At 67.2% G+C, this 23793-nt stretch carries 34 protein-coding genes; 28 read left to right on the forward strand and 6 right to left on the reverse strand.

Annotation, left to right across the window (positions count from 1 at the left end; all coding sequences use genetic code 11):
• The first annotated feature begins 64 nt into the window (after positions 1 to 64).
• Together ACWDUD_RS10660 and ACWDUD_RS10665 are read left to right on the forward strand one after the other, a co-directional pair.
• A complete protein-coding gene (locus ACWDUD_RS10660) occupies positions 65 to 283 on the forward strand; it encodes a hypothetical protein (protein WP_197257071.1) in 219 nt (72 codons plus the stop codon).
• A gap of 130 nt (positions 284 to 413) precedes the next feature.
• On the forward strand, positions 414 to 1487 hold the full coding sequence (locus ACWDUD_RS10665) for an alpha/beta hydrolase (protein ID WP_450109362.1): 1074 nt from the start codon (positions 414 to 416) through the stop codon (positions 1485 to 1487).
• Positions 1488 to 1580: 93 nt separating this feature from the next.
• Here the strand turns inward: ACWDUD_RS10665 and ACWDUD_RS10670 are convergent, their stop codons facing one another.
• Genes ACWDUD_RS10670 through ACWDUD_RS10685 form a run of 4 tightly spaced genes read right to left on the reverse strand, consistent with a single transcriptional unit; the run spans position 1581 to position 5084 of the window.
• Positions 1581 to 2351 carry an SDR family NAD(P)-dependent oxidoreductase gene (locus tag ACWDUD_RS10670; protein WP_450109294.1) on the reverse strand — a complete coding sequence of 257 codons (771 nt, stop codon included), beginning with the start codon at positions 2349 to 2351 and terminating at the stop codon, positions 1581 to 1583.
• 23 nt (positions 2352 to 2374) lie between these two features.
• Positions 2375 to 3238 (reverse strand): ABC transporter permease, encoded by an 864-nt coding sequence (locus ACWDUD_RS10675; protein ID WP_450109295.1) that lies wholly within the window; start codon positions 3236 to 3238, stop codon positions 2375 to 2377.
• Positions 3235 to 4089, reverse strand: coding sequence for an ABC transporter permease (locus tag ACWDUD_RS10680; RefSeq protein ID WP_450109296.1), 855 nt, complete (start codon positions 4087 to 4089; stop codon positions 3235 to 3237). Before ACWDUD_RS10680 ends, ACWDUD_RS10675 begins: the two co-directional genes overlap by 4 nt.
• Positions 4086 to 5084 (reverse strand): ATP-binding cassette domain-containing protein, encoded by a 999-nt coding sequence (locus ACWDUD_RS10685; RefSeq protein ID WP_450109297.1) that lies wholly within the window; start codon positions 5082 to 5084, stop codon positions 4086 to 4088. The genes ACWDUD_RS10680 and ACWDUD_RS10685 overlap by 4 nt, the downstream gene beginning before the upstream one ends.
• A gap of 337 nt (positions 5085 to 5421) precedes the next feature.
• Between ACWDUD_RS10685 and ACWDUD_RS10690 the strand changes: the two genes are divergently transcribed.
• Together ACWDUD_RS10690 and ACWDUD_RS10695 are read left to right on the forward strand one after the other, a co-directional pair.
• Positions 5422 to 6846, forward strand: coding sequence for a wax ester/triacylglycerol synthase domain-containing protein (locus ACWDUD_RS10690; protein WP_450109298.1), 1425 nt, complete (start codon positions 5422 to 5424; stop codon positions 6844 to 6846).
• 227 nt (positions 6847 to 7073) lie between these two features.
• Positions 7074 to 8444: a wax ester/triacylglycerol synthase domain-containing protein gene (locus ACWDUD_RS10695; RefSeq protein WP_450109299.1), complete on the forward strand. Its 1371-nt coding sequence runs from the start codon at positions 7074 to 7076 to the stop codon at positions 8442 to 8444.
• Positions 8445 to 8468: 24 nt separating this feature from the next.
• On the opposite strand, the gene ACWDUD_RS10700 is transcribed toward ACWDUD_RS10695, so the two are convergent.
• Positions 8469 to 9164, reverse strand: coding sequence for a GntR family transcriptional regulator (locus tag ACWDUD_RS10700; protein WP_450109300.1), 696 nt, complete (start codon positions 9162 to 9164; stop codon positions 8469 to 8471).
• Positions 9165 to 9278: 114 nt separating this feature from the next.
• On the opposite strand from ACWDUD_RS10700, the gene ACWDUD_RS10705 reads away from it, so the two are divergent.
• From ACWDUD_RS10705 to rpsQ, 12 genes are all read left to right on the forward strand, one after another.
• A complete protein-coding gene (locus ACWDUD_RS10705; RefSeq protein WP_450109301.1) occupies positions 9279 to 10943 on the forward strand; it encodes an amidase in 1665 nt (554 codons plus the stop codon).
• A gap of 438 nt (positions 10944 to 11381) precedes the next feature.
• Complete coding sequence (gene rpsJ, locus ACWDUD_RS10710; RefSeq protein ID WP_003938093.1) at positions 11382 to 11687, forward strand: 30S ribosomal protein S10; 306 nt, start codon at positions 11382 to 11384, stop codon at positions 11685 to 11687.
• 29 nt (positions 11688 to 11716) lie between these two features.
• Complete coding sequence (rplC, locus tag ACWDUD_RS10715) at positions 11717 to 12370, forward strand: 50S ribosomal protein L3 (protein ID WP_450109302.1); 654 nt, start codon at positions 11717 to 11719, stop codon at positions 12368 to 12370.
• The gene (gene rplD / locus ACWDUD_RS10720; RefSeq protein ID WP_450109303.1) at positions 12367 to 13050 is read left to right on the forward strand and encodes a 50S ribosomal protein L4; all 684 of its coding nucleotides are present in this window, start codon (positions 12367 to 12369) and stop codon (positions 13048 to 13050) included. The genes rplC and rplD overlap by 4 nt, the downstream gene beginning before the upstream one ends.
• Entirely contained in the window at positions 13047 to 13352 is a 306-nt protein-coding gene (rplW, locus tag ACWDUD_RS10725) for a 50S ribosomal protein L23 (RefSeq protein ID WP_197257056.1), read from the forward strand. Before rplD ends, rplW begins: the two co-directional genes overlap by 4 nt.
• Positions 13353 to 13389: 37 nt before the next feature.
• Positions 13390 to 14223, forward strand: coding sequence for a 50S ribosomal protein L2 (rplB, locus tag ACWDUD_RS10730; RefSeq protein WP_169685525.1), 834 nt, complete (start codon positions 13390 to 13392; stop codon positions 14221 to 14223).
• Positions 14224 to 14242: 19 nt separating this feature from the next.
• Positions 14243 to 14524 carry a 30S ribosomal protein S19 gene (gene rpsS, locus ACWDUD_RS10735; RefSeq protein WP_068163597.1) on the forward strand — a complete coding sequence of 94 codons (282 nt, stop codon included), beginning with the start codon at positions 14243 to 14245 and terminating at the stop codon, positions 14522 to 14524.
• A complete protein-coding gene (gene rplV, locus ACWDUD_RS10740; RefSeq protein ID WP_068163599.1) occupies positions 14521 to 14922 on the forward strand; it encodes a 50S ribosomal protein L22 in 402 nt (133 codons plus the stop codon). The genes rpsS and rplV overlap by 4 nt, the downstream gene beginning before the upstream one ends.
• Complete coding sequence (gene rpsC / locus ACWDUD_RS10745) at positions 14922 to 15716, forward strand: 30S ribosomal protein S3 (RefSeq protein ID WP_197257053.1); 795 nt, start codon at positions 14922 to 14924, stop codon at positions 15714 to 15716. The genes rplV and rpsC overlap by 1 nt, the downstream gene beginning before the upstream one ends.
• A 3-nt stretch (positions 15717 to 15719) precedes the next feature.
• Positions 15720 to 16136 carry a 50S ribosomal protein L16 gene (gene rplP, locus ACWDUD_RS10750; RefSeq protein WP_068163605.1) on the forward strand — a complete coding sequence of 139 codons (417 nt, stop codon included), beginning with the start codon at positions 15720 to 15722 and terminating at the stop codon, positions 16134 to 16136.
• Complete coding sequence (gene rpmC / locus ACWDUD_RS10755; protein ID WP_068163609.1) at positions 16136 to 16372, forward strand: 50S ribosomal protein L29; 237 nt, start codon at positions 16136 to 16138, stop codon at positions 16370 to 16372. Before rplP ends, rpmC begins: the two co-directional genes overlap by 1 nt.
• Complete coding sequence (gene rpsQ, locus ACWDUD_RS10760; RefSeq protein ID WP_197257052.1) at positions 16369 to 16653, forward strand: 30S ribosomal protein S17; 285 nt, start codon at positions 16369 to 16371, stop codon at positions 16651 to 16653. The genes rpmC and rpsQ overlap by 4 nt, the downstream gene beginning before the upstream one ends.
• 102 nt (positions 16654 to 16755) lie before the next feature.
• Here rpsQ and ACWDUD_RS10765 read toward each other — a convergent pair whose 3' ends face one another.
• Positions 16756 to 17121, reverse strand: coding sequence for an MmcQ/YjbR family DNA-binding protein (locus ACWDUD_RS10765; RefSeq protein WP_450109304.1), 366 nt, complete (start codon positions 17119 to 17121; stop codon positions 16756 to 16758).
• Between the two features lie 234 nt (positions 17122 to 17355).
• Here ACWDUD_RS10765 and rplN point away from each other — a divergent pair, with 234 nt between their 5' ends.
• The 12 genes from rplN to ACWDUD_RS10825 all read left to right on the forward strand — a co-directional run bounded on the left by rplN (position 17356) and on the right by ACWDUD_RS10825 (position 23786).
• On the forward strand, positions 17356 to 17724 hold the full coding sequence (gene rplN / locus ACWDUD_RS10770) for a 50S ribosomal protein L14 (RefSeq protein WP_068163686.1): 369 nt from the start codon (positions 17356 to 17358) through the stop codon (positions 17722 to 17724).
• On the forward strand, positions 17724 to 18041 hold the full coding sequence (gene rplX / locus ACWDUD_RS10775) for a 50S ribosomal protein L24 (RefSeq protein WP_006947157.1): 318 nt from the start codon (positions 17724 to 17726) through the stop codon (positions 18039 to 18041). Before rplN ends, rplX begins: the two co-directional genes overlap by 1 nt.
• Before the next feature lies 1 nt (position 18042).
• Complete coding sequence (gene rplE / locus ACWDUD_RS10780; protein ID WP_450109305.1) at positions 18043 to 18609, forward strand: 50S ribosomal protein L5; 567 nt, start codon at positions 18043 to 18045, stop codon at positions 18607 to 18609.
• A 4-nt stretch (positions 18610 to 18613) separates the two neighbouring features.
• Positions 18614 to 18799, forward strand: a complete 186-nt coding sequence (locus ACWDUD_RS10785) for a type Z 30S ribosomal protein S14 (RefSeq protein WP_006947159.1) — start codon at positions 18614 to 18616, stop codon at positions 18797 to 18799.
• 187 nt (positions 18800 to 18986) lie between these two features.
• Positions 18987 to 19385 carry a 30S ribosomal protein S8 gene (gene rpsH / locus ACWDUD_RS10790; RefSeq protein ID WP_068163625.1) on the forward strand — a complete coding sequence of 133 codons (399 nt, stop codon included), beginning with the start codon at positions 18987 to 18989 and terminating at the stop codon, positions 19383 to 19385.
• A 13-nt stretch (positions 19386 to 19398) separates the two neighbouring features.
• Entirely contained in the window at positions 19399 to 19938 is a 540-nt protein-coding gene (rplF, locus tag ACWDUD_RS10795) for a 50S ribosomal protein L6 (protein WP_197257049.1), read from the forward strand.
• A gap of 2 nt (positions 19939 to 19940) precedes the next feature.
• The gene (rplR, locus tag ACWDUD_RS10800; protein WP_248675545.1) at positions 19941 to 20351 is read left to right on the forward strand and encodes a 50S ribosomal protein L18; all 411 of its coding nucleotides are present in this window, start codon (positions 19941 to 19943) and stop codon (positions 20349 to 20351) included.
• A 31-nt stretch (positions 20352 to 20382) separates the two neighbouring features.
• Positions 20383 to 21033 (forward strand): 30S ribosomal protein S5, encoded by a 651-nt coding sequence (gene rpsE / locus ACWDUD_RS10805; RefSeq protein WP_197257047.1) that lies wholly within the window; start codon positions 20383 to 20385, stop codon positions 21031 to 21033.
• Entirely contained in the window at positions 21033 to 21212 is a 180-nt protein-coding gene (rpmD, locus tag ACWDUD_RS10810) for a 50S ribosomal protein L30 (protein ID WP_006554593.1), read from the forward strand. Before rpsE ends, rpmD begins: the two co-directional genes overlap by 1 nt.
• A gap of 2 nt (positions 21213 to 21214) precedes the next feature.
• Positions 21215 to 21658, forward strand: coding sequence for a 50S ribosomal protein L15 (gene rplO, locus ACWDUD_RS10815; RefSeq protein ID WP_068163632.1), 444 nt, complete (start codon positions 21215 to 21217; stop codon positions 21656 to 21658).
• Between the two features lie 272 nt (positions 21659 to 21930).
• Complete coding sequence (gene secY, locus ACWDUD_RS10820; protein ID WP_450109306.1) at positions 21931 to 23244, forward strand: preprotein translocase subunit SecY; 1314 nt, start codon at positions 21931 to 21933, stop codon at positions 23242 to 23244.
• Complete coding sequence (locus tag ACWDUD_RS10825; protein WP_450109307.1) at positions 23241 to 23786, forward strand: adenylate kinase; 546 nt, start codon at positions 23241 to 23243, stop codon at positions 23784 to 23786. Before secY ends, ACWDUD_RS10825 begins: the two co-directional genes overlap by 4 nt.
• The last annotated feature ends 7 nt before the right edge of the window (positions 23787 to 23793 follow it).

A 23793-nucleotide genomic window follows, 5' to 3' on the forward strand; every position in this document is an offset into this window, starting at 1 on the left:
TCGTGCTGTCGCCGCCATCGTTGAACCGGCCGCTGCGGCGGTCGCCTACAGGAGGAGTTCTCAGATGCGTCGTGCACTGACCGTTCTGCTCGGCAGCGCAGCCGCTGCCGGTATCGCTTTCGGCGCCGCGGGTGCCGCTCAGGCGGAACCGATCGTGCCGCAGGCGCCGATCCCGTTCATCGGCCTGACCGTGGATCAGCTCACGGACGCGGTCACCCCGCCGAACTGCCCGCCGGGCAACCTGTTCGCCGTGATCGGCGGTCAGTGCTTCGTGATCGGCTGATACGCGACAACCGTTCGCAACAGTCGACGATGGGATCCCTTCGGGGGTCCCATCGTCGCATGTACGAGGGCGCTGCTCCGCGGTGACCCGACACGCAGGAACAGCAATGGAGAAGGTGGGAAGCGAGCGCATGCGCCGAAACACGAACCGTACGGCGGTAGCCGTCGCGAGGTCCGTTGCCGTGGTACTGACCGCGGCCGCACTGCCCATGGCTGTGGGCACTGCCTCTGCGGGGGCCGATCCGGTCCTCGACACCGGGAAGGTTCTCGCTTCGGTCGAGTCGCCCAACGGTTCGAAGATCACCAAGGCCGAGGTGTACGACGAGCACTCGATCATCATCTGGGTCTACTCGGCGTCGATGGGACGTGAGATCCCGGTCGACGTGTGGCGTCCGGCCGACACGAGCGAACCGCGGCCCACGCTGTACCTGCTCAACGGTGCCGGTGGCGGCGAGGACGCCGGGACGTGGCGTCTGCAGACCGACGCGATCGACTTCCTGACCGAGAAGAACATCAACGTCGTGTCGCCGCTGGGCGGCCGGTTCAGCTACTACACCGACTGGTACTCCCCGGACCCGGTCCTCGGCAACAACAAGTGGACGACGTTCATCACCGAGGAACTGCCACCCATCGTCGACGCCGCGCTCGGCACCAACGGCGTCAATGCCATCGCCGGCCTGTCCTCCTCCGGCACGTCGGTGTTCTCGCTCGCGACCGCGAAGCCGGGCCTGTTCAACGGCGTCGCCGCCTACAGCGGGTGCGCGCAGACGTCGGACCCGATCGGCAAGCAGTTCGTCAAGCTCACGGTCGAGACCTGGGGCGGCGGCGACGTCGTCAACATGTGGGGTTCGGACGAGGACCCGGCGTGGGAGGCGAACGATCCGTACCTGCACGCGGAGAAGCTGCGCGGCCTGGAACTGTACGTCTCGAACGGCACCGGCCTGCCCGGCCGCTACGACAACGGCGACGGCCCCGGTATGAACGGTGACGCCGGGAACGTGGCCAACCAGGTCATCGTCGGTGGCGTGATCGAGGCCGCCACCAACTACTGCACGCACAATCTGCAGGACCGGCTGAACGAGCTCGGCATTCCGGCGACCTTCAAGTTCCGCGACGACGGTACCCACTCGTGGGGCTACTGGGAGGACGAGCTGAAGGAGTCGTGGCCGGTGCTGGCACGCGCGCTCGACATCGACGAGAGCTGATCCGCGAGCGCATCGCGACAGCCGCGACGAACATCTCGGGGCCGGTGACGAACTTCGTCACCGGCCCCGAGGTCGCTTCTACCGGGGAGCGGTTCAGGCCCGCCAGACGAACCGGCGCGGCTTGAGCCGGTCGAGGGTGGTCCACAGCTTGTAACGCCGGCCGGGGATGCTCACGACCCGGCCCTTCGCCGCGTCCTCGAGGGCGGTCCGCGCGACGTCCGCGGTGTCGAGCCACAGCTGCTTCGGGACGCCGGACACGTCCTGCCCGCCACGAGGATGGAACTCGGTGTCCATGAATCCGGGGCACAGCGCGACCATGCGCACCCCGTCCGCGGCGACCTTGTGGGCGAGACCTTCCGAGAACTTCACGACCCACGCCTTGCTCGCGCTGTAGGTCGACGCCGGGCCCGTGAACAGACCCGACACGCTCGCGACGTTGACGATCGTGCCGCGGCCGGCCGCGCGCATCGGCGGCAGCGCGGCGTGGGTCAGTTCCATCACCGCGGTGACGTTGACCCCGAGCTGGCCGCGCAGCAGGTCGAGGTCCGCGTCCCAGAACTCACCGTCGGTGAGGAAACCGGCATTGTTGACGAGGACGTCGACACCCTTCGCGAGCCGTTCGGAGGCCGCGTCCCGCCCGGCCTCGGTCGCGAGATCCGCCGCGATGATCTCCGCGCGGACGCCGTGCGCGCCGGCGAGTTCGTCCGCCAGCGCGTGCAGCCGCGCCTCGTCGCGCGCCACCAGAACCAGATCGTGCCCCTGCTCGGCGAGCAATCGGGCGAATGCAGCGCCGAGTCCGGAGGTGGGGCCGGTGACGAGTGCGACCGGGCGGGTCGACGGTGATGTGGCTGCGGAATCAGTCATGCGGCCACCGTAGTGGACCTCGCTCAATTGTGGGCGGCTGCATGGCGATAGCCGCGGACAGCCGGATACAGGAAGACCGCGATCATTCCGAACGACCACGCGCAGGTGAGCAGCAGCGGCTCGAGGACGGGTCCGCCGAGCGAGAGACCCTTCATCGTGTCGACCGCGCAGGAGAGCGGCTGGTACTGCACGACCGGCTGCAGCCACGTCGGATACGCCATCACCGGCACGAACCCCGAATTGAAGAACATCAGCAGAGTGCAGACGATCGACACCGTCTCCACGAGCGGGGAATCGCCGGACATCACGGCCAGCGCGGTGATCATCACCGCGAAACCCATTCCGAACAGAATCGGGATCAGCAGCATGACGACCCCGGCGAGCGGTCCCTGCAGGAAACGGAATCCCAGGGCGGTTCCGACGATCACGATGAGCAGGGTCGTGGCGAAGATCCGTACGGCCTCGGCCATCATGCGGCCGACGAGGCCCGAGGCGCGGTGGACGGGCATCGCCCAGAACCTGCTGAGCAGGCCCTTCTTGCGCTCTTCCCGCAGTCCCACGGCGCTGACGACCGACCCGAACATCGCACCGATCAGCGCGATCAACGGAACGTTGCCGTAGATCGCGGGTTGCCCGGTCGCCGCGGTGATCGAATCGCCCAACACGAGCCGGAACATGAGGAGCGTCAGTGCCGGATACAGCAGTGCCTGAATCATCGTCGCCGGGTCGCGTGACCAGCGTCGCAGCAGCCGGCCGCACTGCATCAGGCTGTGTTCGACGAGCGCGCGTGCCGAGCCCTCCGGATGCGCCGCGTCGGGCTCGGGGAAATCGAACATCCGGTCGGCGTCGAAGGCGCGCTGCGGTACGCGGTCGGTGTTCGTGCTCATCCGCGCCTCACACTCGCCCAGACCGCGAGGGGCGCGCACACCACGAGCAGGCCCGCGCACCACAGGGCCGCCGGCAGCAGCACCGAGGCGGTGATGCCACCCTCTGCCATGTCGCGCATCGCGAAGGAGAACTGGGAGATGGGCTGGTTGCGGACGAACGGGCGGATCCACTCGGGAAAGCCCTCCTCCGGAACGAACCCGCAGGACAGCATGCCCAGGATCAGCTGCGGCAGAGCCAGCGCCTGCGAGGTCGCCTCGGGACTCTTCGCCAGCGAACCGATCGCGTCGGCTCCCAGCGACAGGGTGACGCCTATGAGCAGTCCGAATCCGCAGAACGCCGCTGCCTGCCAGAAACCGGCGCTGAACCGGAACCCGATGACGTGCCCGAAGAGCAGCGCGGCTGTCAGCGCCACCACGGACCGAAAGAAACTGCTGGTCATACGGGAGGTGAGCGGTGCCGGCGCCGATACCGGCATCGTCTTGAGCCGGGTGGTGAATCCGTTCGCGGATTCCCTCGCGGCGACCTGCGAAGCGGAGATCGCGGTGAAGGCCATCGCCTGCAGCACGATGATCGGCATGAGGAACTGCGCGTAGTCGATGCCCTTGATCTGCATGACGAACTTCAACGGCAGGTAGAAGCCGATCGTGAAGACCAGCGGCGCGATGATCGCGATGAACAGTTGTCCCTCGCGGACCATCGCCCGGATGGACCGGCCCGACAGGGCCCGCCACTGGTGGAAACCCGACGGTTCGACCCGTCGGTGCACACCGACGTTCCTGTCGGGTAGCGACAGCCCGGCATCGCGTCGAAGGCCGCGCTGTGCAGTGGCCCCCTTCGCGGTCGCGGTCACGGGGCCACCTCTTCTGCCGGCTGTTCATCGGGAAGGGCGGAGTGACCGGTCAAGGTGAGGAACACGTCGTCGAGTGACGGGCGGCGCAGTCCGATGTCCGCAAGCGGAATCGTCTCGGAGTCGAGCCGGCGCAGCGCTTCGGCGAGCGTTGCCGCCCCGCCCGGCGCGGGAATCGAGACGCGGTCGATACTCGGGTGCTGCGCAACCTCGGCACGCACCTCGTCGGGCACCAGGTCGCCGAGCGCTTCGATCACCCGCGGCACCGCTGCCGGGTCTGCCGGGACGACCTCGCAGAAGCTGCCACCGGTGCGGGCCTTCAGTTCGTCGGCCGTACCCTCCGCGACGATGGTGCCCCTGTCGATGACGATGATGTTGTCGCTGAGAAGATCGGCTTCTTCGAGATATTGCGTGGTCAGCAGCACCGTGATGCCCTGGTTCTTCAGTGCCGCGACGAGCGACCAGACGCCCTGGCGGCTCCGGGGGTCCAGGCCGGTGGTCGGTTCGTCGAGGAACACCACCTCGGGCCGCACGACGAGTCCGCACGCGATGTCCACCCGTCGCCGCATGCCGCCCGAGTAGTGCCGGACCGCGCGCCGACCCGCCTCCACGAGATCGAATTCCTCCAGGAGGGCTTCCGCCCGGGCCTTCGCCGTCGCGCGGTCGAGTCCCATCAGGCGACCGAAGAGGATGAGGTTCTCGCGGCCGGTCAGCGCCTCGTCGAGCGCGGCGTACTGCCCTGTCATCATGATCGAGCGCCGGACTTCCGGCGCCTGGGTCACCACGTCGTAGCTGGCGATCCGCGCGCGGCCGCTCGTGGGCCGGATCAATGTCGACAGAATCTTGACGGTTGTCGTCTTTCCGGCGCCGTTCGGTCCGAGGATTCCCAGGACGCTGCCCGGGGGTGCGGAAAAGGAGATTCCGCTGAGTGCGTGCACATCACCGAACGATTTGTGGACGTCCTCCACCACTACCGCGTCGTCCTGATATCCCAGCATCACGCTCCGCCGTCGAGTTCGATCGAAATGGCCCGCTCGGTCCCGTACCCCTGCTCTCCTTCTCGCCGCGAGCACCATCGCTGTCTCGCTGATGCTACCCGCGCGGGCGAACCGGACACGTCCGTCCGGAATCGCGCCGTCCGGAATCTTCGCGGATCCGGACCGGGAGGCAACTTCGCGTGTTCTGGTTGTAATGCCCGTTTCCGGTCCGAACCGACAACGTGTCGGCTATCGTGAAATCCGCGTCGGGGCGGGACTTGCGGGGAGATTCCGAGTGAAAATCCTTCTGCGTGATGGCCAGGCACGACTCGCAAAGCGAGTGCAATATCGACGGGCGATGACACCGCGCCACGCCCTCGAATTGGTTTCCGACGCGGCTGCGGGGGAATCGGCGATCGTCGACGTCTGGGTATTCGCTCCCGGTCCGGACGGTGCCGGGCCGCTCGACCGGAATTCTCTGCTCGAATGGATCGGCGACCGCATCGCGCGCTCGCGGGCACTCACCGAGCGAGTCGAATTCCACCGCTTCCCGGCGGAACCGAACTGGATTCGGGACAGCGACCCGCAGTGGGAACAGCAGGTGTATTTCGTCGACGTCGCCGGGGAGAACTGGGCCGCATTGCGGCGCAGATTCGCGGCCGTGCTCGCGGAACCGATGGATCTGAGCAGACCGCCCTGGGAATTGCATGTATTGACCGGGGCGAAAGGAATCGACGGTTTTCCCGACTGCTCGACTTTCGTCGCCCTGAAATTCCACCACTGTGTCGGCGACGGAATCGAGACCGTGGCGATCGCTCGCCGGCTGTTCGACGACACGGACGGTGAAGCCGAGCCCGCCGATCCGGACGTGCTGTCCGGTCCACCGCTCCTCGTGCAGGCGGCGGCCTTGCCCGTCCGGGTCGTACGCATGCTGCGCGCCTGGCGCCGGGCCCGCGCCGCGGTCGCGGAGTTCGAGGATCTGGTCGCCCGCGAGGAGATCACCCCGGCACCGGCAGCGCCTCGTACCCGCTTCAACGGGCCGTTGTCCGGCCGCACGACCGCCAACGTCCTTCGGTGGGACCTGCGCGCCGTGCAGGAGACGCGGCGGAAGGTGCCCGGCGCGACCCTCAACGACTTCGTCCTGGCCGTGGTGGCCGGTGGTCTGCGCCGATACCTCCAACGCCACGGGGAATTGCCCGCGGAATCACTCGTCGGAGCGATCCCCATGTCCGTGGTCCCCACCGCGGAGCGGTCGCGTGCACCCGAGCGTGGTTCCAACCAGTTCTCGATGGTCCTGCTCTCGCTGGGCACCGACCAACCCGATCCGCTCGTGCGTTTCCGGTCCATCGTGTCCGCTGCGGCCGCGGGCAAGGCCCGGGCACGAACCGCGGCCGCCGTAGCCGTGACCACCGCGCTCGACGACTACCCCTGGTGGGTCGCCAAGCGCATCGTCGCCGCTCACCAGCGACGGGTATCGGCGGGAGCGCGGGTGGTCGCGAACACCACCGTGGCGAACGTGCCCCGGGGTTCGGGTGTGCTCACGTGCTGTGGTGCGCAGGCAGTTTCGGCGTTCGGTGTGCTCGCCGTCCACGGCGGGGGAGGGCTCGGACACATCGTGACGTCGTTCGGAGACGAACTGGCGCTCACGTTCACCGCCGACGAGTCGATGATGCCGGACCCCGACGCCTACCGGGACGACCTGCTCGCCTCCTTCGACGCGCTGGTGACGGCTCTCGACGGTCGTTCACAGGGTGATCCCCCGAGGAACCGCATCTCAGTGTGACCTGAGACAGCTTCGACGTGTATTTCCGTTACCCACCGTTACCGAAAGGTAATGTCCGTATTCGGTGTCGTACCGACTGCCGGTACGACACCGACACCGCAAGGGGTGTCGTGACATCACCAGATAGGGACGGACGCGGAATGAATGGACGGTCGGGGGCCGGACGCACAGCACGACGCCGGGTGATGACACCCAGGCACGCACTCAATCTGACGGATCCACGGACCGTGGACGAATCGAAGTTCATACAGATCTGGGTCTTCGAACCGGGCGAGCCCGGCCAGGAGCCGATCGGCCGCGACGAACTCGTCGAGTGGATGACCACCCGGCTCGACCGGTCCCGGGTGTTCACCGAGATCGTCGAATTCCGGTCGCCGTTGGCATATCCCGTCTGGCGGACGGCCGAGCACGTCGACGTCGCCGACCACATTCGGTGCCTCGACCTCGACGGTGCCGGCTGGGACGGGTTGACCGCCGAACTGGCTCGTATCGTCGCCGCGCCGATGGATCTGAGCAGGCCGCTGTGGGAACTGCACGCGATCACCGGGGTGCGGGACGTGCCCGGCATTCCGGACGACGCCTACTACATCGTGATCAAGTTCCAGCACGCGATCGGGGACGGCATCGAGGCGGGCGCGATCTCGCGGCGGCTTTTCGATGCTCCCGACGCGGACGTCGAGAAGCCCGAACCCGAGTACACCCCGCCGGGGCTGTTGCGTCAGGTCGCGGCGGTCCCCGGGCAGGTGGTGAGCATGCTGCGCGCCGCACGCCGCACCAAGGAAGCGGTCGCCGAACTCGACGCCCTGACCGCCCGCGGGGAGATCCCGCCCGCGCCGACCGCGGTGCCGAACCGGTTCAATTCGCCTGCGAGCGGCGGTGCGGTGGTCGTGGACGTCGCACGGCGATCGCTCGATGCCGCGCAGGCCGCTCGCCGGACCGTGCCGGGAGTCACCGTCAACGACTTCGCACTCGCCGTCATCTCCGGGGCGATGCGTGAGTACCTGCGCCACCACGGTGAGCTCGGTGCCGACCCGGTGGTGGTCGCGTCGCCCATGTCGCTGGTGCCGCTGGCCGAGCGTCGCGGGAACCCGGAACAGGCGTCGAACCAGTTCGGGATGATCCTGGTCGACCTGCACGTGCAGGAACCCGACCCGAGAGTCCGCCTCCAGAAGATCGCCGAATCCACCGCGCAGGGCAAGCAGCGCAGCCGCAGCGCCCCGGCGATGATTGCGACCACCGCCCTCGACGACTACCCGTGGTGGATGGCCCGCAAGGTCGTGGCGGCGACGCACCACGCCGTCGAAGCCGGGACCGGTATCTCCGCGAACGCCATGATCACGAACGTTCCCCGTGGATCGTCCGAACTCACCCTGTTCGGCCGGCGCTCCCTCGAGGCCTTCAACCTGTCGTCGGTCCACTCGGGATTCGCGATGAGCATCACGTCGCTCGGCAGTGAATTGTCGATCAGCTTCACCGCGAACGCGGCGGCGATGCCGGATCCGCAGCGCTTCCGGCGGGCACTGGAGGATTCGTTCGACACGCTCGTGTCCGCACTGGGTACCACCGATCCGGACCGCCCGGCCGTTCCCGTCAGCTGATCTGCGCGACCGGGACCCGCTCGCTCAGTCCCAGACTCCGACTTCGTCGAGGTGCCGGACCAGCCGCTGGGCACCGTCGGTGAAGTGCTGCCGGGTCACCTCCCCGGCAGCATCGGAGTCGCCGCGGGCGAGCGCGTCGATCAGGCGTGTGTGACTCTGCACGGCGGCGGCGCCCCAGTCGGGGTCCGAGGAATAGAAGCTGGCCGGCGTGTAGCGGGTGGCATTGAGCAGGAACCAGGACAGTTTGCGCGCGTCCGCCGCCCGGTTCAGGGTCCGGTGGAACACGAACTCGATGTCCTCGATCCGTCCGCCCTCGTTGGCGCGCACGGCCTCACGCAGCTGCTCATTGAGTTCGGTGAGTTCTGCGACCGTCTCCGGTGTGATGGCCCGCGCCGCGCGCCGGGCGAGTTCCTCCGCGATCTGTCCCTGGAGCCAGAACAGGTCGTCGATGTCGCCGCGACTCAGCGGTGCGACGACGTACCCGCGGTGCGGGACCAGCTCGACCAGGCCCTCGCCGCGCAGGGTCAGCAGCGCCTCCCGCACGGGTGTGACGCTCACGCCGAGTTCCGCGGCGGTCTCGTCCAGCCGGATGAAGTCTCCGGGCCGCACGCCGCCGGACATGATGCGATTGCGTACGTGGACGGCGACGTCGTCGGACAGCTGGGGACGGCGGCGCAGCGCGCGGGACCCGACGGGACGCGGCCGGGCGGACGATGTCATGGGCACTCCTCGGGTCCGGGGCTCGGTGGGGGACCGGATCCGGTCGGTGCAGTATCCCACCCCGGCGCCCGCCCCGGGCCCGCACGGCGATGCGGATCCACCTATTGTCGTTCCGTGACTGCGACCATCAGCCGTCGGCGGTTTCTGGGAGGAGCGGCAGCGGGCGTAGCCGCATGGGGCATGGCCGGGACGCCGGCCGGTGCCGCGACCCCGGAGCGTCGGCTGCCCGACCCCGGCTCCATTTCCGAAACCGACCCGGCGCTGATGAGTGCGCTCTCGGCCGCCGCACTGCTGCACGGCGGCGACCTGCATCCGCGTGAACTGCTCGACGCGTGCATCGCGCGCAGCCGAGCGTTCGACGGTGAGATCGGCGCATGGATCCGGATGTATCCGGAGGTCGCGTACGCGGCGGCGGATGCGGCTGCCGAACGGCTCCGACGCGCCCGCCGCGACGGTGTCGCGGAATCACCGCTGTGCGGATTGCCGGTCGCGTTGAAGGACATCTTCGCGGTGGCTGGGTTACCGCTGACCGCCTCGAGCCGTGTGCGCGAGGGCAACATCGCGGCAGGGGATTCCGGGGTCTGGAGCAGGCTGCGTGACGCCGGGGCCGTTCTCGTCGGTCACGTGCACACCGACGAATTCGCGTTCGGGGTTGCGACCCCGCAGGTAGGCAACCCCTGGAACACGGATTTCTCGCCCGGCGGGTCGTCGGGTGGAAGTGCGGCGGCTCTGGCTGCGCGGTTCGTTCCGCTCTCGGTCGGCAGCGACACCGGGGGCTCGGTGCGGCTGCCGGCGAGCGCGTGCGGCGTCAGTTCGATCAAGCCGTCGTTCGGCCGGGTCACCAAGTCCGGCATGATTCCGCTGACCCCGACCCGTGATCACGTCGGTGTGATGGGACGCAGTGTCGCCGATGCCGCACTGCTCCTGGACGTGCTCGCCGGGGAGGACCCGTCCGACCCCGGGACGCTGCTCGCACCGCCGCTCGCGGGGGAGGGCTTCGCGATTTCGGCGCGCGGCGGCGCCGCCCCGCTGGGTCGGGTGCGTCTCGGTGTCCCCGACGCTGCCGTCGTGAAACTTCCCGCGGCGCTGCGGTCGCTGTTCGACGACCTGCTCGATGCGGCCCGTGCCCTGGGAGCGCAGATCGTTCCCGTGGTGGCCCCGGCCGAGCCCGACTCGATGGTCACCGGCGACAGGGTCGAGGTCGGGGCCTACCATCGGCAGTTCTCGGACCGACTGCACCTGTACCGGCCCGACCTCCTGCCCTCTCTGGCGGCGGCCGCGGCGGGACTGGCGCTCCCGGCGGCCGAGTATTTCGGCCTCGAACGCGACCGGCTCCGGTTCCAGTACGACTACAACCGGATGTTCGTCGACAACAACCTCGATGCGGTGGTGTATCCGGGGACGTTCGTCGACGGCGCGGGCAGGGACGAATTCCTCGGGTACACCGTGTCCGAAAGTGTGCAGGGGGATGTTCGGTGGGCGAATTATGCTGGGGCGCCGGTGGTTTCGCTTCCGGTCGGCCGGTCGTCCGCGACCGGCATCCCGTTCGGTGTGCAGCTCGGTGCCCGAGCCTGGCAGGACCGTGAGGTCGTGGCTCTCGCTCTCGAGCTGCAGGAGGCGTTGCCTGCCTGGCGTGACGTGCCGGCGATCGCAGCGGCGCCTCGCGAGATTCCCGAGGCGCGGGTGATTGCGCCGGGCCCCGGACCCGACCCGACGAACACCCTCGACGCACGAGCGACGATAATTCCTTCCATCACGACGGCCACCGGGCCGAAGTGACGCCGGCGCACGTGGGCACCGGGCCTCCCGAGTTGAGTTTGTGGGAGCAGTCCTGCATACTGGTCGGGTTGCCTTGACCGGGTCATGGTTTTTTTGCGGCTCGGAACGGGTTGGTGTGACAGTCGCGGATCGAGCCTGACGGCCTGGTCGCGGCCACATGCAAGACGGAAGCAGTACCCCTGTGTGCCCGTATGGGTGCATCCGGTGGGTTCCCGCGGCATCGAGCTTCGGTGCCGGGGAATGAGCGGAAGGGCGACACGCCCGACCGCGTGGACCGGAGAACTATTGACAGATGAACAGCGGCAGCGGATCGGGTGCGTCCCGGTATCGCATCGTGTCAGTGCTGTTCTCGGTCGCCGTTCCGGTGGGGCTGTGCAGACGAGGTGGCTCCCGGCTCGTTCGGGTGCTACGAAACGCGGCAAGAAAAGGACACTAAGCGTGGCGGGACAGAAGATCCGCATCAGGCTCAAGGCCTATGACCACGAGGCGATCGACGCATCTGCGCGCAAGATCGTCGAGACGGTGACCCGTACGGGTGCCCGCGTGGTCGGCCCGGTGCCGTTGCCCACCGAAAAGAACGTGTACTGCGTCATCCGCTCGCCGCACAAGTACAAGGACTCGCGCGAGCACTTCGAGATGCGTACTCACAAGCGGCTGATCGACATCCTCGACCCGACGCCGAAGACGGTCGACGCTCTCATGCGCATCGACCTCCCGGCCAGCGTCGACGTCAACATTCAGTGAGCTTGTAGAAGACGCAGCGGAGATAACAAATGACTAACCAGATCAAGGGAATCCTGGGCACCAAGCTCGGCATGACCCAGGTCTTCGACGAGAACAACCGGGTCGTTCCGGTCACCGTCGTCAAGGCCGGACCGAACGTGGTCACGCAGATTCGCACCGAGGAGCGCGACGGCTACAACGCCGTGCAGCTCGCCTTCGGCGCCATCGACCCCCGCAAGGTGAACAAGCCGGTCAGCGGCCAGTTCGCCAAGGCCGGCGTGACCCCCCGCCGCCATCTCGTCGAGCTTCGTGTCGAGGACACCTCGGCTTACGAGATCGGCCAGGAGCTCACTGCAGAGGTCTTCGAGGACGGCGCGTTCGTCGACGTCACCGGCACCTCCAAGGGCAAGGGCTTCGCGGGCACCATGAAGCGCCACGGCTTCGCCGGCCAGGGTGCCTCGCACGGTGCGCAGGCCGTGCACCGTCGTCCCGGTTCCATCGGTGGCTGCGCCACCCCGGGCCGCGTGTTCAAGGGCACGCGCATGTCCGGCCGCATGGGTAGCGACCGCATCACGACGCAGAACCTCTCGGTCCACAAGGTGGACGCCGAGAACGGCCTGCTGCTGATCAAGGGTGCGATCCCGGGCCGCAAGGGTGGCCTCGTGATCGTCAAGACCGCAGTGAAGGGTGGTGCACGGGCATGACCAGCACCGAGACCGCAACCAAGCTGACGCTGGACGTCAAGGCGCCGGGTGGCAAGACCGACGGCACCGTCGATCTCCCCGCCGAGATCTTCGACGCTCCCGCGAACATCGCGCTGCTGCACCAGGTCGTCGTGGCACAGCTCGCCGCGGCTCGCCAGGGCACGCACGCCACCAAGACCCGCGGCGACGTCCGCGGCGGTGGCAAGAAGCCGTACCGGCAGAAGGGCACCGGCCGCGCCCGTCAGGGTTCGACCCGCGCGCCTCAGTTCGCCGGCGGTGGCACGGTCCACGGACCGCAGCCGCGTGACTACAGCCAGCGCACGCCCAAGAAGATGAAGGCCGCCGCCCTCCGCGGTGCCCTCTCCGACCGGGCGCGCAACGAGCGCATCCACGTGATCACCGAGCTCGTCGCCGGGCAGACCCCGTCGACCAAGAGCGCGCGCAGCTTCCTCGCGGAGCTGTCCGATCGCAAGAACCTGCTCCTCGTCGTCGGCCGTGAGGATCTCGCGGCGTGGAAGAGCGTGCAGAACCTGCAGAACGTGCACCCGATCGCGCCGGATCAGCTGAACACCTACGACGTGCTCTACAGCGACGACGTCGTCTTCAGCGTCGAGGCGCTCAACACGTTCATCCACGGACCGGCCGAGTCCGTGCAGCTCGCGAAGGAGGAGAGCAAGTGAGCACGATCGCCGATCCCCGCGACATCCTGCTGGCTCCGGTCATCTCCGAGAAGTCCTACGGGCTGATGGAGGAAGGCACCTACACCTTCCTGGTGCACCCGGACTCGAACAAGACGCAGATCAAGATTGCCGTCGAGAAGGTCTTCGGCGTCAAGGTGAGCAGCGTCAACACCGCCAACCGTCAGGGCAAGCGCAAGCGGACCCGGTTCGGTTACGGCAAGCGCAAGGACACCAAGCGCGCGCTCGTGACCCTCACCGCCGACAGCAAGCCCATCGAGATCTTCGGAGGCCCGGTCGCGTAAGCGGTCGGAACTCGAGAGATAGAGGACGAGAAGACTCATGGCAATTCGTAAGTACAAGCCGACTACCCCGGGTCGGCGCGGCGCGAGTGTCTCGGACTTCGCCGAGATCACTCGGTCGACGCCCGAGAAGTCGCTGATTCGCCCGCTGCACGGTCGCGGTGGTCGTAACGCGCACGGCCGCATCACCACCCGTCACAAGGGTGGCGGACACAAGCGCGCCTACCGCCTGATCGATTTCCGTCGCAACGACAAGGACGGCATCCCGGCCAAGGTCGCTCACATCGAGTACGACCCCAACCGCACCGCCCGCATCGCGCTGCTCCACTACGTGGACGGCGAGAAGCGCTACATCATCGCCCCCAAGGGCCTGGTGCAGGGTGCTCCCGTCGAGTCCGGCCCGACCGCGGACATCAAGCCCGGCAACAACCTGCCGCTGCGCAACATCCCGACCGGTACCACCATCCACGCGGTGGAGCTGCGTCCGGGTGGCGGCGCCAAGATGGCCCGTTCCGCCGGCGCGAGCATCCAGCTCCTCGGTAAGGAAGGCACCTACGCCACGCTGCGTATGCCCTCCGGTGAGATCCGTCGCGTCGACGTGCGCTGCCGCGCCACCGTCGGCGAGGTCGGCAACGCCGAGCAGTCGAACATCAACTGGGGCAAGGCCGGCCGTATGCGCTGGAAGGGCAAGCGCCCGACCGTCCGCGGTGTCGTGATGAACCCGGTCGACCACCCGCACGGCGGTGGTGAGGGCAAGACCTCGGGTGGTCGCCACCCGGTCAGCCCGTGGGGCAAGCCCGAGGGCCGCACCCGCAAGAACAAGGCGTCCGACAAGCTCATCGTCCGTCGTCGCCGTACCGGCAAGAAGCGCTAGTCAAGGAGGGAGTTAGAGAATGCCACGCAGCCTCAAGAAGGGCCCGTTCGTCGACGACCACCTCCTGGCGAAGGTGGATCTGCAGAACGAGAAGGGCACCAAGCAGGTCATCAAGACCTGGTCGCGCCGTTCCACTATCCTGCCCGATTTCATCGGTCACACGTTTGCCGTCCACGACGGCCGCAAGCACGTGCCGGTGTTCGTCTCGGACTCGATGGTCGGACACAAGCTCGGCGAGTTCGCGCCGACCCGTACGTTCAAGGGCCACATCAAGGACGACCGGAAGAGCAAGCGTCGATGAGCACTGAAACCACCAACCCCAGCGCTCGGGCTGTTGCGCGCCACGTGCGTGTGACCCCGATGAAGGCGCGTCGCGTCGTCGACATCGTTCGCGGCAAGTCGGTCGAGGACGCCCTTGCGATCCTCAAGTTCGCTCCGCAGGCCGCTGCCGAGCCGGTCGCCAAGGTGATCGCCTCCGCCGCTGCCAACGCGCAGAACAACCTGGACCTCGACCCCAGCACGCTCGTCGTCGCGACGGCGTACGTGGACGAGGGTGCGACCCTGAAGCGGTTCCAGCCGCGTGCCCAGGGCCGCGCGTTCCGGATCCGCAAGCGGACGAGCCACATCACCGTGATCGTCGAGAGCGTCGCCTCCCGCTCGACCGCGTCCAACCGTAACCGCCGGAAGGGAGCTCAGTAGTGGGCCAGAAAATCAACCCGCACGGCTTCCGCCTGGGCATCACCACCGACTGGAAGTCGCGTTGGTACGCGGACAAGCAGTACGCGGAGTACGTGAAGGAAGACGTCGCGATCCGTAAGTTCCTGGCCTCCGGCCTGGAGCGCGCGGGCATCGCGAAGGTCGAGATCGAGCGGACCCGGGACCGCGTGCGGGTGGACATCCACACCGCGCGTCCGGGCATCGTCATCGGCCGCCGCGGCGCCGAGGCCGATCGCATCCGCGCCGAGCTCGAGAAGCTGACCGGTAAGCAGGTCCAGCTGAACATCCTCGAGGTCAAGAACGCGGAGTCCGAGGCGCAGCTCGTCGCCCAGGGCGTTGCCGAGCAGCTCAGCAACCGTGTCGCGTTCCGTCGTGCGATGCGCAAGGCCATCCAGTCGGCCATGCGTCAGCCGAACGTCAAGGGCATCCGGGTGCAGTGCTCGGGCCGTCTCGGCGGCGCCGAGATGTCCCGCTCGGAGTTCTACCGTGAGGGTCGCGTTCCGCTGCACACGCTGCGCGCGGACATCGACTACGGCCTGTACGAGGCGAAGACCACCTTCGGTCGCATCGGCGTGAAGGTCTGGATCTACAAGGGCGACATCGTCGGTGGCCGTCGTGAGCTGGCCGCTGCTGCCGCTCCTGCGGATCGCCCGCGTCGCGAGCGCCCCAGCCGTCCGCGTCGCTCCGGTGCTTCGGGCACCACCGCGACGAGCACGGAAGCCGGCCGCGCCGCCTCCGCCGATGCACCCGCTTCGACTGAGAATCAGGAGGGCTGACGCATGTTGATCCCACGGCGGGTCAAGCACCGCAAGCAGCACCACCCGAGCCGTACGGGTGCCGCCAAGGGCGGAACCCAGGTGACCTTCGGTGAGTACGGTATCCAGGCTCTCGAGCCGGCCTACATCACCAACCGGCAGATCGAGTCCGCTCGTATCGCCATGACCCGGCACATCAAGCGTGGCGGCAAGATCTGGATCAACATCTTCCCGGATCGCCCGCTCACCAAGAAGCCGGCCGAAACCCGAATGGGTTCCGGTAAGGGCTCGCCCGAGTGGTGGGTCGCGAACGTCAAGCCCGGTCGCGTGCTGTTCGAGATGAGCTACCCGAACGAGGAGATTGCCCGCGAGGCCCTGCGCCGCGCGATGCACAAGCTCCCCTGCAAGTGCCGCATCGTGACGAGGGAGGAGCAGTTCTGATGGCTACCGGTACCCCCGCCGCGGAACTCCGCGAACTGAGCGACGCAGAACTGGCCGACAAGGTCCGTGAGTTCAAGGAAGAGCTGTTCAACCTGCGCTTCCAGATGGCCACCGGACAGTTGGACAACAACCGTCGCCTCCGCGTGGTGCGGAACGAAATTGCCCGGATCTACACGGTGCTGCGCGAGCGTGAGCTCGGCCTGTCCACCGGCCCGAATGCGGGTGACGTGGCATGAGTGAGGAAAAGGCAGTGAGCAAGAACGAAGAGCGCGCGAGCCGCAAGGTCCGCATCGGCTACGTCGTCTCGGACAAGATGGAAAAGACCATCGTGGTCGAGCTCGAGGACCGTGTGAAGCACCCGCTGTACGGCAAGATCATCCGCCGTACCACCAAGGTGAAGGCGCACGACGAGAACGGTCTGGCCGGCATCGGCGACCGCGTCCAGCTGATGGAGACGCGTCCGCTGTCCGCCAGCAAGCGTTGGCGTCTGGTCGAGGTGCTCGAGAAGGCCAAGTAAGGTCCTCTCGCCCTCGCGGAGCGAATCACGCGGCCCGGCATCCCTTTTCGGGGTGCCGGGCCGCGCCGCGTTCGGTGCCGGGGGCGGGGGAGGGCGAGGCAGTCAGTTCCCGGGCCGGTTCACCGAATCCGCCAGCGTGGCGGGTGCCTGCACGCAGTAGGAGTCGGTGAGCATCTCGGCGAGTTCGGTCCAGTCCGTCGCGTCGTCGAGCAGGATGCCGACTGTGGTCTCACCCCAGTTCGTCCGGAAGTAGGGCTCGCCCATGTTCTCGAATGCGGGGACCTCGCCGGGTTCGGTGCGGAAGACGATCCGGAACAGGCCGTCCTCGCCGCCGAACGCGTGCGCGACCGTCGCGCCGCGGACCCGCCAGCGCACTCCCGTCCACGCAGGTTCGTCGACGCATTCGGGAAACGCGCGGAGGATCTCGTGCAACCGCTCGAGAATCGGGCCGGGAAGGTCGGGACGCATGTGCCGACGGTAACCGGCCGGGCCGACAGAGTGTCTGCGCCGCGTCGCGGGCGTCGAGCGGGGAGCGACCTCACAGTTCGCGGATTTGCCCTGCATGCTGTATATCGCCTACCCTGGACGGGTTGCTTCGCGGGACCCGTGTGTCTTTCGCACGTGCGCCGCGAGTAGCCGACGACCGCGTACGTCCAGGTCGGAAATCTGACGTACAAACCAATCCAGGTCAAGGAGAAGTTAGTGATCCAGCAGGAGTCGCGACTGCGCGTCGCCGACAACACGGGTGCCAAGGAGATTCTCTGCATCCGCGTTCTCGGTGGCTCGTCCCGTCGCTACGCCGGAATCGGCGACATCATCGTCGCCACCGTCAAGGACGCGATCCCCGGTGGCAACGTCAAGCGTGGCGACGTCGTCAAGGCCGTTGTCGTGCGCACCGTCAAGGAGCGCCGCCGGCCGGACGGCTCGTACATCAAGTTCGACGAGAACGCCGCGGTCATCATCAAGGGTGACAACGACCCGCGTGGCACCCGCATCTTCGGCCCCGTCGGCCGCGAGCTGCGCGACAAGCGGTTCATGAAGATCGTCTCGCTCGCTCCGGAGGTGCTGTGATGAAGGTGCACAAGGGCGACACCGTGCTCGTCATCTCGGGCAAGGACAAGGGTGCCAAGGGCAAGGTCATCGCGGCCTACCCGAAGGAGAACCGTGTCCTCGTCGAGGGCGTGAACCGGATCAAGAAGCACACGGCGGTCTCGGCCAACGAGCGCGGCGCCTCCTCCGGGGGCATCGTGACGCAGGAGGCCCCGATCCACGTTTCCAACGTCGCGGTCATCGACTCGGACGGCAACCCCACCCGCGTGGGCTACCGGACCGACGAGGAGACCGGCAAGCGCGTTCGGATTTCCCGGAAGAACGGGAAGGACATCTGACATGACCACCACCGAGAACAAGACCCAGCCGCGCCTGAAGGCCCGCTACCGTGCCGAGGTCCGGGACGCGCTGCAGGCGGAGTTCGACTACGCCAACGTCATGCAGATCCCGGGCGTCGTCAAGGTCGTCGTGAACATGGGTGTCGGTGACGCCGCTCGCGACGCCAAGCTGATCAACGGCGCGGTCGCGGACCTGACCCTCATCACCGGTCAGAAGCCCGAGATCCGCAAGGCCCGCAAGTCCATCGCGCAGTTCAAGCTGCGTGAGGGCATGCCGATCGGTGCGCGCGTCACGCTGCGCGGCGACCGCATGTGGGAGTTCCTGGACCGTCTCGTGTCCATCGCGCTTCCCCGTATCCGGGACTTCCGCGGCCTGAACGGCAACCAGTTCGACGGAAACGGCAACTACACGTTCGGCCTGAACGAGCAGTCGATGTTCCACGAGATCGACGTGGACAAGATCGACCGCCCCCGCGGCATGGACATCACCGTCGTGACCACCGCTACCAACAACGAAGAAGGCCGTGCCCTGCTCAAGCACCTCGGCTTCCCGTTCAAGGAGAACTGAGCCCATGGCTAAGAAGGCACTGGTCAACAAGGCCAACAAGAAGCCGAAGTTCGCGGTTCGCGCCTACACCCGCTGCCAGCGTTGCGGCCGTCCGCACGCTGTGTTCCGCAAGTTCGGACTCTGCCGTGTCTGCCTTCGCGAGATGGCACACCGCGGTGAACTTCCCGGGGTTCACAAGAGCTCCTGGTGACGTGAACGGCGGGCGGGTCGCCACTGCGTGACCCGCCCGTCCTCACACCCGTCAGGGGTCCGATCCGTTCTCGCAGTTCGGACCCGCACGAAACCAAGTTCGTTGTAGGCCCACGGCCGGAACCGCGACCACGTCGCGGCGTCGGTGTTGTATGGGAACCGCAGCGAGAAAGGTGAACAGGTCAGCTATGACCATGACCGACCCCATCGCAGACTTCTTGACGCGTCTGCGCAACGCCAACACGGCGTACCACGATCAGGTGAAGCTGCCCCACTCGAAGATCAAGGCGAACATCGCCGAGATCCTCAAGCGTGAGGGCTACATCGCCGACTTCCGCACCGAGGATGCCGAGGTGGGCAAGACCCTCGTCGTCGACCTCAAGTACGGGCCTTCCCGCGAGCGCAGCCTCGCCGGTGTGCGCCGCGTGTCGAAGCCCGGCCTGCGCGTGTACGCGAAGTCCACCAACCTGCCCAAGGTCCTGGGCGGCCTCGGCGTGGCGATCATCTCCACGTCCTCCGGCCTGCTCACCGATCGCCAGGCGGCCAAGCAGGGAGTGGGCGGGGAAGTCCTCGCCTACGTCTGGTAAGGGAGGCCAACACATGTCGCGTATCGGAAAGATTCCCGTTACCGTCCCCGCCGGCGTCGAGGTGACCATCGACGGCCAGGACGTCGCCGTCAAGGGCCCCAAGGGCAACCTGTCGCTGACGATCGCCGAGCCCATCGCCATCGCGAAGGGTGAGGACGGCGCGCTCCAGGTCACCCGCCCCAACGACGAGCGTCGCAGCCGTGCGCTGCACGGTCTGTCGCGCACCCTCGTGCAGAACCTCATCGTCGGTGTGACCCAGGGCTACACCACCAAGATGGAGATCTTCGGCGTCGGTTACCGCGTGGCGCTCAAGGGCCAGGACCTCGAGTTCTCGCTCGGCTACAGCCACCCGGTGCTCATCGAGGCCCCGGAGGGCATCACCTTCGCGGTCGAGACCCCGACGAAGTTCTCGATCTCGGGTATCGACAAGCAGAAGGTCGGCCAGATCGCGGCCAACATCCGTCGTCTGCGCAAGTCCGACCCCTACAAGGGCAAGGGCATCCGCTACGAGGGTGAGCAGGTCCGTCGCAAGGTCGGAAAGACGGGTAAGTGATCATGAGCGAGCAGACAGAGAACCAGAAGGCCAAGCGCATCCCGCGCGGCAAGGACGTGTCCACCACGCGCCGGCTGTCGAAGACGCGTCGTCACTTCCGTCTCCGCAAGAAGATCTCGGGCACCGCAGATCGTCCGCGTCTCGTCGTCAACCGGTCGTCGCGTCACCTGCACGCGCAGCTGGTCAACGACCTGACGGGTACGACGATCGCAGCTGCGTCGACGATCGAAGCCGATGTCCGCGCCCTCGAGGGCGACAAGAAGGCCCGTGGCGCCAAGGTCGGTCAGCTGATCGCCGAGCGCGCGAAGGCTGCGGGCGTGGAAGCTGTGGTCTTCGACCGCGGCGGCCACACCTACAGCGGCCGCATCGCGGCCCTCGCGGACGCGGCTCGCGAAGGCGGGTTGAAGTTCTGATGACCATTTTTTCGAACGGAAGGAACGCCTGATGCCGGGACGTCAGCGGCGTGACGGCGGCAACGGCCCCGCCGGACAGAGTGGCCCCAACACCGGGGACAACCGTGGTGGTCGCGACCGCCGCGATCGCGACTCGCGTGGCGGCGCTGCCGCCGAGAAGTCGAACTACATCGAGCGTGTCGTCTCGATCAACCGTGTGTCGAAGGTCGTCAAGGGCGGTCGTCGCTTCAGCTTCACCGCTCTGGTGATCGTGGGCGACGGCAACGGCCTGGTCGGCGTCGGCTACGGCAAGGCCAAGGAAGTTCCCGCGGCCATTCAGAAGGGTGTCGAGGAGGCTCGCAAGGGCTTCTTCCGCGTCCCGCTCATCGGCAAGACCATCACCCACCCGGTGCAGGGTGAGGCCGCTGCAGGTGTCGTCCTGCTGCGTCCCGCCAGCCCCGGTACCGGTGTGATCGCCGGTGGCGCGGTGCGTGCCGTGCTCGAGTGCGCAGGCATCCAGGACATCCTGTCGAAGTCGCTCGGCTCCGACAACGCCATCAACGTCGTGCACGCGACCGTGGCTGCCCTCAAGCAGCTGCAGCGTCCGGAGGAAGTCGCGGCTCGCCGCGGTCTGGCCCTCGAGGACGTGGCTCCGGCCGGCATGCTGCGTGCGCGTGCACAGGCTGCTGGGAGCGTGAACTAATGGCAGAGCTGAAGATCACCCAGATCAAGAGCACCATCGGCGCCAAGTCGAACCAGCGTGACAGCCTGCGCACCCTCGGCCTGCGGAAGATCCGTCAGTCCGTCGTGCGTGAGGACAACGCGCAGAACCGCGGCTTGATCAACGTGGTGCGTCACCTCGTCACGGTTGAGGAGGTCTGAGAATGACCATCAAGCTGCACCACCTGCGTCCCGCTCCGGGCGCGAAGACGGACAAGACCCGCGTCGGCCGCGGTGAAGGTTCGAAGGGCAAGACCGCAGGCCGCGGTACGAAGGGCACCAAGGCGCGTAAGAACGTCTCGGCGGCCTTCGAGGGTGGCCAGATGCCGCTGCACATGCGGCTTCCGAAGCTCAAGGGCTTCAAGAACGCCTTCCGCACCGAGTACCAGGTCGTCAACGTCGGCGACATCGCTCGTGTGTTCCCCGAGGGTGGCACCATCGGCGTCGACGAGCTCGTCGCCAAGGGCCTGGTTCGCAAGAACCAGCTCGTGAAGGTGCTCGGCGAGGGCGAGATCTCCGTGGCCGCTCAGGTGACCGCGGACAAGTTCTCCGGCTCCGCCAAGGAGAAGATCACCGCAGCCGGCGGCACCGCGACCGTTCAGGCCTGACCTGTTCGCTCGTGCCCGTGCACGGCTCTCGAACGGCCGCGCTGCAGCTACTGCTGCGGTGCGGCCGTTCGTCGTTTCGAGTTGCTGACGTACCCTTGCGGGCACGTCCTTGCGTCTGCGTGGCCCGGCATCGGGCCACGCGCCCGGTGTCGTGCGAGGCCCCCTCGCGTGGTCGCCGCACCGGGCCGCACTGTTAGAGTTCAAGAGTTGTCCACCGTCCGACGGGTGGTACCCATGACCCGTCGTCCCCGCCCGGCCTGCCAGGAGGATCTTTGCTTTCCGCCTTCGTTTCGGCCCTCAGGACCCCGGACCTGAGGCGGAAGATCCTCATTGCGATCGGACTGGTCGCGTTGTACCGGCTCGGTGCGACGCTGCCGTCCCCGGGCGTCGACTACGGAAACGTCCGCGCCTGCATCGACCAGATCTCCGGAGGCGAACAGGCGGGCATCTACTCGCTGATCAACCTGTTCTCCGGCGGCGCGCTGCTACAGCTGTCGGTGTTCGCGATCGGCATCATGCCGTACATCACCGCCAGCATCATCGTGCAGCTGCTCACCGTCGTGATTCCCCGGTTCGAGGAACTCCGCAAGGAGGGCCAGTCCGGTCAGGCGAAGATGACGCAGTACACCCGCTATCTGGCGATCGCATTGGCGGTGCTGCAGTCGACCGGCATCGTGGCGCTCGCCGCGCGAGGGCAGCTCCTGCAGGGATGTTCCGAACCGATCCTGGCCGACGACAGCATCTTCGGCATGGTCGTCATCGTGCTCGTGATGACGGCGGGCGCGGCGCTGGTCATGTGGTTCGGTGAGCTCATCACCGAGCGCGGTGTCGGCAACGGCATGTCGCTGCTGATCTTCTCCGGTATCGCCTCGCGCCTGCCGTCCGAGGGGAACATGATCCTCGAATCCCGCGGCGGCCTCGTCTTCGCGATCGTGTGCGTCGTCGCGCTGGCGATCATCACCGGCGTGGTGTTCGTCGAGCAGGGCCAGCGCCGGATCCCGGTGCAGTACGCCAAGCGCATGGTCGGGCGCCGCATGTACGGCGGCTCGTCGACCTACCTGCCGCTGAAGGTCAACCAGGCCGGCATCATCCCGGTGATCTTCGCGTCGTCCCTGCTGTACCTGCCGAACCTCATCGCACAGCTCACCGGTGCGAGCACGGCGACCGATCCGAGTTGGTGGCAGCGGTTCATCAACGAGTACCTCGTCAATCCGAACAACCCCGTCTACATCGCGATCTACTTCGCGCTGATCGTGTTCTTCGTCTTCTTCTACGTCGCGATCACCTTCAATCCGGAGGAACGCGCCGACGAGATGAAGAAGTACGGCGGGTTCATCCCCGGCATCCGTCCCGGCCGACCCACCGCGGACTACCTCACGTACGTGCTCAACCGCATCACCGTGCCGGGCGCGCTGTACCTGGGTCTCATCGCCACGCTTCCGCACTTCTTCCTGTCCGGTAGCCAGACCGCGTCGAGCATCTTCGGCGGCGCAGCGGTGCTCATTCTCGTCAGTGTCGCGCTGGACACTGTCAAGCAGATCGAAAGTCAACTCATGCAGCGCAACTACGAAGGGTTCCTCAAGTGAGACTTGTACTCCTCGGTCCTCCCGGTGCCGGCAAGGGCACGCAGGCCGCAATCCTGTCGGAGAAGCTCGGCGTCCCTGCCATTTCGACCGGCGATCTCTTCCGCGCCAACATCGGCCAGGGCACCCCGCTCGGCGTCGAGGCCAAGAAGTACATCGACGCCGGCGAGCTCGTGCCCGCCGAGATCACCAACAACATGGTGCGCGCCCGCCTCGCCGAGCCCGACGCGGCGAACGGCTTCCTGCTCGACGGGTTCCCCCGCAGCGTGGAGCAGGCCCGCGAACTCGAGTCGATGCTCAAGGATCTCGACACCGCCCTCGACGGCGTGCTGTCCTTCGAGATCGACGAGGAGATCGTCGTCGAGCGGATGCTCGCCCGCGGTCGCGCCGACGACAAGGAAGACGTGATCCGCAACCGCCTCCGGGTGTACCGCGAGGAGACCGCGCCGCTGCTCGACTACTACGCCGATTCGCTCGTCACGGTCGATGCGGTCGGTGAGGTCGAGGAGATCAACGCCCGCGCACTCGCTGCGCTCGGCAAGTAACAAGCAG

Source organism: Rhodococcus sp. NPDC003382 (genome assembly GCF_053589135.1).

Coding starts and splice junctions, on each gene's coding strand:
- rplP (WP_068163605.1), top strand. CDS start 15,720: ATGTTGATCCCACGGCGGGTCAAGCACCGCAAGCAGCACCACCCGAGC.
- ACWDUD_RS10765 (WP_450109304.1), bottom strand. CDS start 17,121: ATGCGTCCCGACCTTCCCGGCCCGATTCTCGAGCGGTTGCACGAGATC.
- ACWDUD_RS10690 (WP_450109298.1), top strand. CDS start 5,422: ATGACACCGCGCCACGCCCTCGAATTGGTTTCCGACGCGGCTGCGGGG.
- rpmD (WP_006554593.1), top strand. CDS start 21,033: ATGGCAGAGCTGAAGATCACCCAGATCAAGAGCACCATCGGCGCCAAG.
- rpsS (WP_068163597.1), top strand. CDS start 14,243: ATGCCACGCAGCCTCAAGAAGGGCCCGTTCGTCGACGACCACCTCCTG.
- ACWDUD_RS10785 (WP_006947159.1), top strand. CDS start 18,614: ATGGCTAAGAAGGCACTGGTCAACAAGGCCAACAAGAAGCCGAAGTTC.
- rplE (WP_450109305.1), top strand. CDS start 18,043: ATGACCACCACCGAGAACAAGACCCAGCCGCGCCTGAAGGCCCGCTAC.
- rplO (WP_068163632.1), top strand. CDS start 21,215: ATGACCATCAAGCTGCACCACCTGCGTCCCGCTCCGGGCGCGAAGACG.
- rpsE (WP_197257047.1), top strand. CDS start 20,383: ATGCCGGGACGTCAGCGGCGTGACGGCGGCAACGGCCCCGCCGGACAG.
- rplR (WP_248675545.1), top strand. CDS start 19,941: ATGAGCGAGCAGACAGAGAACCAGAAGGCCAAGCGCATCCCGCGCGGC.
- rplF (WP_197257049.1), top strand. CDS start 19,399: ATGTCGCGTATCGGAAAGATTCCCGTTACCGTCCCCGCCGGCGTCGAG.
- ACWDUD_RS10670 (WP_450109294.1), bottom strand. CDS start 2,351: ATGACTGATTCCGCAGCCACATCACCGTCGACCCGCCCGGTCGCACTC.
- rpmC (WP_068163609.1), top strand. CDS start 16,136: ATGGCTACCGGTACCCCCGCCGCGGAACTCCGCGAACTGAGCGACGCA.
- ACWDUD_RS10685 (WP_450109297.1), bottom strand. CDS start 5,084: ATGCTGGGATATCAGGACGACGCGGTAGTGGTGGAGGACGTCCACAAA.
- rplV (WP_068163599.1), top strand. CDS start 14,521: ATGAGCACTGAAACCACCAACCCCAGCGCTCGGGCTGTTGCGCGCCAC.
- ACWDUD_RS10665 (WP_450109362.1), top strand. CDS start 414: ATGCGCCGAAACACGAACCGTACGGCGGTAGCCGTCGCGAGGTCCGTT.
- ACWDUD_RS10660 (WP_197257071.1), top strand. CDS start 65: ATGCGTCGTGCACTGACCGTTCTGCTCGGCAGCGCAGCCGCTGCCGGT.
- rpsH (WP_068163625.1), top strand. CDS start 18,987: ATGACCATGACCGACCCCATCGCAGACTTCTTGACGCGTCTGCGCAAC.
- rplC (WP_450109302.1), top strand. CDS start 11,717: ATGACTAACCAGATCAAGGGAATCCTGGGCACCAAGCTCGGCATGACC.
- rpsQ (WP_197257052.1), top strand. CDS start 16,369: ATGAGTGAGGAAAAGGCAGTGAGCAAGAACGAAGAGCGCGCGAGCCGC.
- rplB (WP_169685525.1), top strand. CDS start 13,390: ATGGCAATTCGTAAGTACAAGCCGACTACCCCGGGTCGGCGCGGCGCG.
- rplX (WP_006947157.1), top strand. CDS start 17,724: ATGAAGGTGCACAAGGGCGACACCGTGCTCGTCATCTCGGGCAAGGAC.
- rplD (WP_450109303.1), top strand. CDS start 12,367: ATGACCAGCACCGAGACCGCAACCAAGCTGACGCTGGACGTCAAGGCG.
- ACWDUD_RS10700 (WP_450109300.1), bottom strand. CDS start 9,164: ATGACATCGTCCGCCCGGCCGCGTCCCGTCGGGTCCCGCGCGCTGCGC.
- ACWDUD_RS10675 (WP_450109295.1), bottom strand. CDS start 3,238: ATGAGCACGAACACCGACCGCGTACCGCAGCGCGCCTTCGACGCCGAC.